The organism is Pontibacter qinzhouensis, from assembly GCF_008017455.1.
GTDB classification, from domain to species: Bacteria; Bacteroidota; Bacteroidia; order Cytophagales; family Hymenobacteraceae; genus Pontibacter; species Pontibacter qinzhouensis.
This window is the reverse complement of sequence record NZ_VRTY01000081.1, coordinates 20,408-28,593: the sequence shown is the minus strand read 5'-3', so window position 1 is coordinate 28,593 and position 8,186 is coordinate 20,408. Positions and strand designations below refer to the sequence as shown.

The following is an 8,186-nucleotide window of genomic DNA, read 5'->3' as shown; positions in this document are numbered from 1 at the left end:
ATTTTTAGTCATTGCTGTAAAATGTTATCTGCTTAAACGATCGATACTCACCACAACTAATGTAAGGCTGCTCAGCACCAGAGGCAGCCACTGCCTGGTAGCGCCTGCCCCGGCAATTTTAGTTTTATTTGGCTCCACATATATAATGTCGTTCGACTTCAGGTAATAATAAGGCGAGGTAAACAAAGCGTCTGTTGTCAGATCTATTCTGGTTAGTTTTTTCTTGCCACCCTCTTCCCGTATCAGTAAGATGTTGTCGCGCTTGGCATATATGGTTAAGTCTCCTGCCAGGCCCAGAGCTTCGAGCAATGTCAGTTTTTCATTAGGCACGGTTAGTACGGCTGGTCGTGCCACCTCACCCAATACCGATACTTTGTAGTTCAGGTAACGCACGTCAATAATAGGGTCTATTAACAGTTTCCGTTGCGATATTTCGTCTTTTATAGCATTCTGAAAGTCTTTTTTGTTAAGGCCGGCAGCCTTAACCCGTCCCAGGAACGGGAACTGAATATAACCATCCGGATCTACCAGGTAACCTGCCACCTGCGATATGGAGTTTGTGGCACTGGCGTTACGGGCATTAGTGGTACTCGAGACATTAAAAATTTCAGAGGCAGCCGGGTTCATGCTGCTCACTGTTATGCTCAGCAGGTCGTTTGCCTGAATAACCGGCTCTAAACTCTCTGCCTTGTCTAAATATTCCGACTCCTGAATGTTATTGAAATATACTGCTTGCCGCGTATTGGTGCAGGATGTAACCGTGAAAGAAAAAAGTATAGCAACGGCTAAAACTAAAGATTGAACAGCCTTCATATAGTTAAACATGCTAGAGGGTGAGATATAAGAACTTAATTTAGTTATTTTTTAGAAAATAACAATAAATAATATAAATAAATAATTTTTTAGTGATTTTACGTATTCGATAGTGTATATGTTTGATGTTTAAGCTAAGCAGGTGGTATTTTGTTAGCTTAGAGTAGTTAAAAAAAATATATAAAAAATACTCTTATGGTAGTTAAGTTTGCCAGAAGAAAAATAGTAGTACAAGTGTTATACATAAAGCTATCTGTTATCAAAGGACAGGATTAAAAGTTTGCCCAGACCCAAGATCTGTTCCTCTAAAAGAACCTATCGCCTGCCAAATAATACTCGTTTAAGCAACGGTATTTTTAGCAGCACGACAGGCCCTTTCCAGGTGAGAAATAATTATTCTAATGAAATTACCCTTCCGAGTACTTTATTAAGTAAGAGCGGCAAAGGGTTGCCGTTGCTGTAGCTCATTTAGTTATTAAGCCTGAAAATAGCCTTGACCCTCTATAAGTCAAAATACCTTTGGAAGGCTATTTTCATTTAAATAATTTGCTCCAGCCAATCCCCATATCATTTATTTTACAGTGTCTACTTGGTCAGTAGCAGTTTAACCGACTTTGTGCCAGTGGAGCTTTGCAGCCGCACAATGTAGAGGCCATCTGGCAGGTTGGTACCATCTACCTCAACTACTTGTTCCTGCCCTGCTGTGGCCTGGCCTTCCTGAAGTGTTTTTAGTTGTGCTCCTTTGCTATCATACAAATTTACCACGTAGTCGCTATCTGTTGGTAAGGCAAAATGCAGGGTTGTTACAGATTTAAACGGGTTAGGATAGGCCAGCAGCTCGTTTGCGGTAGCTGGTACTGCTTTGAGCTGTTGAGTAGCTCGCCCTGCAGTAAAAGCTCCGGAAGTGGGTACTATTGCCAAAGCGCTAATATCGGCTGCGCTAAGGGCAATGTTATAAATCCGAACATCGTCTATTGCCCCCTTTAATGGTCTGGTGCCGTTGCTCTCTGCTCCTATGGCCAGATTCAGCGAATTAGTGGCAAGGGCAGTGCCGAAACTCATAACATTATCTTCCACACCGTCTATATAAATTTTAGCAACTGAACCATCATAGGTGGCCGCAACATGCATCCAGGTATTTCCGTCGGTTGGGTGCAGTGCCGTAGAGCTCACCCTGAAATCATCGCCGGAAGAAACTTGGTTAATTCTAAAAAATACCTGTCCGTTGCTGGCCAGCGACAATTCATACCCATCGGTGATACCACTTATGGCTTTCTTGAGCACATATTGGGTTATGGCCTTTTCTGGTTTTATCCAGGCGGCTAGCGTTATGGCCTCCGTAATGTCTAAAGAGGAGTTGCTGGCAACAGATGCATACTGGTCGGTGCCGTTAAAGCTTAGCGCTTGCCCCAGTAGGCCTGCAACCCGTTGTGCATTACCATGTATAATGGCATTGTTGCCATAGTTCGAATTATCGAAAAGCAAGGCTCCGTCTTCTTCTGCTTGCCAATGCCCTACCAGGTGGCCTGTAGGTATAGTCGTTGTAAAACTGGAGGTTGAGGACCAGTTGCTGGTTCCAACCTGGTTTGCCGCCCTCACGCGCCAGTAATAAGTTGTATGTGGGGCCAGCCCTGTTGCTCTTACTGTAGAAGTAGCAATATCAGCCTGATCGAACACGGTGGTGGCAAAGGTACTATTTATCGAGACCTGAGCCTGGTAAGCACCAGCGTGCTGCGAGGTGGTCCAGCTTAAGTCAGGAGAAACAGCCACGTTAGCAGATTCGCTTACTGGCGAAATTAACATTGGTACAACCGGCGCAGAGGGCGCAAGTCCATCCCGAACCAGCACACCTACCGCCTGTGTGTTACCAGAGGCCAGGATAACAGCTTCCGACCTTACTGTTTGCTTTGTGGTAGTCGAGTTATTGTAAACTCCGCCAGTTATAAGCGGCATAGCGGCACTAAAAGAAATGGTGCCAGCAGAAGACTCCTTGTACAAAATATCGCCTCCGGAATCTGATATCGTATACGCTACCCGGATCATACCCGTATTCTCGTTTAAAATAACAACAGGTCGTGTGCCTGCCCCGGATATTTCATAAAAATTATCCCAGATACCACTTGGGCGGCGCACCAGTAAACCTAACTCAGGGTAACCAGACCTATTGTAGCTGGTTTTTACAGCGCAGTAAAGGGTACCATCACTAGAGATAGCCAGGTTCATATGGTCGTCTGCCATGCCACTGCCAATGTTAAGGGCAGACCCGTCGCCAGGTACCTCGTCATTAGACCAGGTGGCAGGAGCAGCACCATCGGCATGCGTTTTAAAGCCAAACCTCCTCGTTGTCTGGTTCGACCATAAAACCCCTATTTTGCCAGGCATTGCTATTACAGCACATATATCATCGTCGTCTACACCGGTAGCTATGGTAATGGGCGCACTCCAGACGTGGTATGGAGAATCGCTCCACCTTACCTTTATGTCGCTCACTCCTGCTGCTGCCAGCCACATTCTGCCTGTGCCATCAATATCTATGGTAGCTGTTTCTACACCAGATTCGAATGTTAGCCCCACTGTTGAAGTTCTTCTGGACCAGAGTTGGTAGGTGTTGAGAGCAGGCACATATTCTATTGAAACCATTTGCGAATTAGAGCCCTGGTAAAGTAAAATGTGCGCAATATTACCAACTTCCTTGCAATCAGCTTTTGTAGAGGTTCTGGTAGAAAGTCGTAAAATGCTCGTCCAGTTGGTCCCGTCCAGGCGCCAGAGGTAAGTGCCGGAGGAGTTTGGTAAAACAGCCCAGTGTTGCCCCGCATGTGTCCAAACCTTAGATTGTGGTTTTTCGCCAGTGTTCGTTGATATTGTGATTGGAGCTAAATTGATGATGGTTGTGAACCCGTTACCAGGTAGTAGTTGCGAAATACTATAGGTGTGGCCGCCGGTATAGCCACCGCTAATGGTGTTGCCGGCCAAGTCTGTAATGCCGGTGCCGCTGCTCTTCAGGTCGAGGCGCAGGGTGCCGTTGCCTGTTACGCCAGCCACAGTCACATCGTAAACAGCACTGTTTAAATCCGTTACTGATATGGCACCGGTAGTAAAGGAGCCGCTCAGAATAGTGGCTGTAAAATCGTTGGCATCCACGTTTGCCACATTTTCGGAGAAGGTAACACGGAAGGTAAGTGAGGAGGCACTGGTATTTTCAGCAGTAGGCAATTGCCTCACCATGGCCGTAACCACTGGCAGCGCATTATCAAAAACTATAGTGCTGTCGTTGGTAGTTGAGGTGACGCGGTTTCCTGCGTTCCCCGCCAGGTCAGCGAAGTCTATGGTGAAAGGCACGGCCCCTGCGGCATCTGCTGCCGTGAGGGTGTAGGAGGCGGTGAAGGCGTTGGTGCCAGCTGCCGTGGCTATGACGGCATGTGAGGCGATGGTGACCGTTGGCGCTACGATGGCCTCAGAGGCGGTGAAGCTGAGGGTGACCACATCGCCGGGCTTGGCCAAAGCCGGGTTGGGGTTGCTCGATGCCAGAGTAACCGCTGTGAGTGTGGGCGGTGTCTGGTCTGCGGGCTCCTGCTCAATGGTGTAGGTCTGGCCGCCGGTGTAGCCGCCACTGATGGTATTGCCGGCGGCATCCGTGATGCCGGTGCCGCTGCCCTTCAGGTCGAGGCGCAGGGTGCCTTCCCCTCCCACAGCGGTAAGTGTAACATTGTAAGCAGCGCCGCCTGCGCCCACTTCCTCCACGGCATTAGCTGCCAGCTCGCCTGTTGCAGAACCGGAGAGGACGGTGAGGGTGAAGTCTGTCGGGTCTACGCCCGTTACGCCTTCCGAGAATGCCACCTGGTAAACAAGTTGGGAAGAGGAGGTGGTCTGGCTGGTGGGCGAGAAGCGATTGATGCTCACAACTGCGGGCGGTGTCTGGTCCACGGGCTCCTGCTCGATGGTATACGTCTGACCGCCGGTGTAGCCGCCACTGATAGGGTTGCCGGCTGCATCTGCTATGCCGGTGCCGCTGCTCTTCAGGTCGAGCCTGATAACGCCACTGCCGGTTACGCCCGCCACGGTTATATCGTAGGAGCTGCTGCTGCCTGTCACTGAAACAGCGCCTGTGGTAAAGGAGCCGCTTGCCTGCGTCAGGGTGAAATCAGCTGCGTCCAGGCCCGTAACAGCTTCCGAAAAAGCCACTCTGAAGGTAAGGGAGGAGGCGCTGGTTGTCTGTTCTATGGGTTGTTGCCGCGCGATAGCAGTTACAGTTGGAGCAATCTTGTCGAACACAACTGCGCTGGCGTTTGTGGTGGCGGTTACGCGGGTGCCTGTGTTGCCAGCCACATCGGCGAAGTCGATGGTGAAAGGCACGGCCCCTGCGGCATCTGCTGCCGTGAGGGTGTAGGAGGCGGTGAAGGCATTGGTGCCAGCTGCCGTGGCTGTGACGGCATGCGAGGCGACGGTGACCGTTGGCGCTGCGATGGCCTCAGAGGCGGTGAAGCTGAGGGTGACTACATCACCGGGCTTGGCCAAAGCCGGGTTGGGGTTGTTCGATGCCAGGGCCACGGCTATGAGTGTGGGCGGTGTGTGGTCTACTGGTGTTGTTGTGCCTTCTCCTGTCAATTCAAGATCAAAGGCGATGTCGGAACTGGTTTGATTTGCCTGGTGAATTTCTACGGCAATTACATTGGTGCCATTTACTAATACCGATGGGTTGAAGGTGAAATTTATCGGTGTGAAGCCATCATCACCCCCTGAGCCTGAACTTGCTTTGGTGGTATACGTGATCGTGCCGGTAGGCATGTTATTTCGTAAAACTTCCACGCCATTTATATAAATAACCACGCCATCGTCGCGGTTCACTTTACCCGTGCAGGAAGTGAGGGACGATGCGTTTTGGACTGTAATACTTTTGCGGAAGTAAGTGGTTAAGTGTTTTTTGCTGGAGTTCGAGCCAAAACTCACAACTGTAGCAGCATCTGGTATACCATAGCCGAACTTTCCGTTGCCGCTTGCCCAGGAGGCATCGTTAAACGAGACAGCGCGCCATGCAGTACCTTGGTTCGAGCCATTATCCAGGTATTTCCAGGCTGATTTAAAGGCAACAAATGTAACGGTGCCACCAGGAGGTTGTTGTGTGGATTGAACAGTATACGTCTGGCCGCCGGTGTAGCCGACACTGATGGGGTTACCGGCTGCATCTGCTATGCCGGTGCCGCTGCTCTTCAGGTCGAGCCTGATAACGCCACTGCCGGTTACACCCGCCACGGTCACATCGTAGGAGCTGCCGCTGCCTGCCACTGAAACAGCGCCTGTGGTAAAGGAGCCGCTTACCTGCGTCAGGGTGAAATCAGCTGCGTCCAGGCCCGTAACAGCTTCCGAAAAAGCCACTCTGAAGGTAAGGGAGGAGGCGCTGGTTGTCTGTTCTATGGGTTGTTGCCGCGCGATAGCAGTTATGCTTGGAGCAATCTTGTCGAAGGTAACGGAGCTGGCGTTTGTGGTGGCGGTTACGCGGGTGCCCGTGTTGCCAGCCAGGTCAGCGAAGTCTATGGTGAAAGGCACGGCCCCTGCGGCATCTGCTGCCGTGAGGGTGTAGGAGGCGGTGAAGGCGTTGGTGCCAGCTGCCGTGGCTGTGACGGCATGCGAGGCGACGGTGACCGTTGGCGCTGCGATGGCCTCGGAGGCGGTGAAGCTGAGGGTGACTACATCGCCGGGCTTGGCCAAAGCCGGGTTGGGGTTGCTCGATGCCAGAGTAACCGCTGTGAGTGTGGGCGGTGTCTGGTCTGCGGGCTCCTGCTCAATGGTGTAGGTCTGGCCATCGGTATAGCCACCGCTGATGGTGTTGCCGGCGGCATCCGTGATGCCGGTGCCGCTGCCCTTCAGGTCTAGGCGCAGGGTGCCTTCTCCGCTCACAGCGGTGAGCGTTACGTTGTAGGCTGCTCCGCCTGTGCCTGCTGCCGCCACGGCATTAGCCGCCAGCTCGCCTGTTGCAGAGCCGGAGAGGACGGTAAGGGTGAAGTCTGTCGGGTCTACGCCCGTTACGCCTTCCGAGAAAGCCACCTGGTAAATAAGTTGGGAAGAGGAGGTGGTCTGGCTGGTGGGCGAGAAGCGGTTGATGCTCACAACTGCAGGCGGCGTCTGGTCCACGGGCTCCTGCTCGATGGTGTAGGTCTGGCCGCCGGTATAGCCGCCACTGATGGGGTTACCGGCTGCATCCGTGATGCCGGTGCCGCTGCTCTTCAGGTCGAGTCTGATAACGCCACTGCCGGATACACCCGCCACGGTCACATCGTAGGTGCTGCCGCCAGTACCTACAGTAGCTACTACAAGACTTCCGGTAGTTGTGGAGCCGCTCAGGCGCGTCAGAATAAAATCGTTGGCATCTACACCTGTTACTCCTTCTGAAAAGGTCACGCGGAAGGTGAGGGAGGAGGCGGCTGTTATTTGCACCAGGGGCTGCTGGCGTAAGATAGTAGTTACTGTTGGGGGAGTAGTATCTGCAGGTGGCGTAGAGGTAACTACTCCGGTCAGCTCCAGGTCGAAGGCAATGTCGGAGCTGGTTTGGTTGGCCTGGTGAATTTCTACGGCTATAACGTTGGCGCCGTTCACCAAAACAGAAGGGGAGATACTGAACGTTAACGGTGTTAAACCATCATCGCCGCCGGAGCCACCACTTGCTTTGGTGGTATGGGTAATTGTACCGGATGGCAAATTATCGCGCAGTACTTCCACACCGTTTATGTAAACAATGGCACCATCGTCTCGGTTTAACTTACCTGATATACTACTATAAACGGAGGCATCCTGAATGGTAATGCTCTTACGAAAATAAGTAGTGATGTACTTTTTGCTGGAACTGGGGCCAAAGCTTACCACCGTGGCAGCGTCAGTAATGCCATAACCCAGCTTGCCGTTGCCGCTCTGCCAGGAGGCGTCGTTAAAGGAGGGAGCGCGCCAGGCGGTGCCCTGGTTTGTGCCATTATCCAGGTATTTCCATGCTGATTTAAATGGAATTATGGTTTGTTGTGCAAGCGTGGGAAGGGCAAATAATATTATACATGCCAGCGACAGTATACTTCTTCTCATTATAAAAAATTAAGTTGTTTCACAGATTAAAACTTTTGTGCTCAGAAGTTTAAAGAATAGTATCTGAAAGACGCTTGAGAAGACACTATACTTACAGGGAGTAATTCGTTATATTAAAATTAGTATAAAAAGTTGTATTGTGTTTGCATAAACTATAAAAAAATCAATTAAATTTGTAAATTAATGTATGTGGCCTGTTAATGATGCTTTAATTCAGGTAAGCGGGTTAGGTATTGTAGTGACAGGCTACTATTAAGAGGAGCTAAAACGAACTTGCCGCTAAACCAGGTAGCAAACAAATTATA

Annotated in this window: 2 protein-coding genes; both read right to left on the bottom strand. The window is 50.7% G+C overall.

What is annotated here, in order from left to right; all coding sequences use genetic code 11:
* Positions 1–24: 24 nt before the first annotated feature.
* On the bottom strand, positions 25–813 hold the full coding sequence (locus FVR03_RS18050; RefSeq protein WP_147923171.1) for a polysaccharide biosynthesis/export family protein: 789 nt from the start codon (positions 811–813) through the stop codon (positions 25–27).
* A 585-nt stretch (positions 814–1,398) separates the two neighbouring features.
* Positions 1,399–7,881 carry a LamG-like jellyroll fold domain-containing protein gene (locus FVR03_RS18045; protein ID WP_147923170.1) on the bottom strand — a complete coding sequence of 2,161 codons (6,483 nt, stop codon included), beginning with the start codon at positions 7,879–7,881 and terminating at the stop codon, positions 1,399–1,401.
* Positions 7,882–8,186 lie beyond the last annotated feature (305 nt).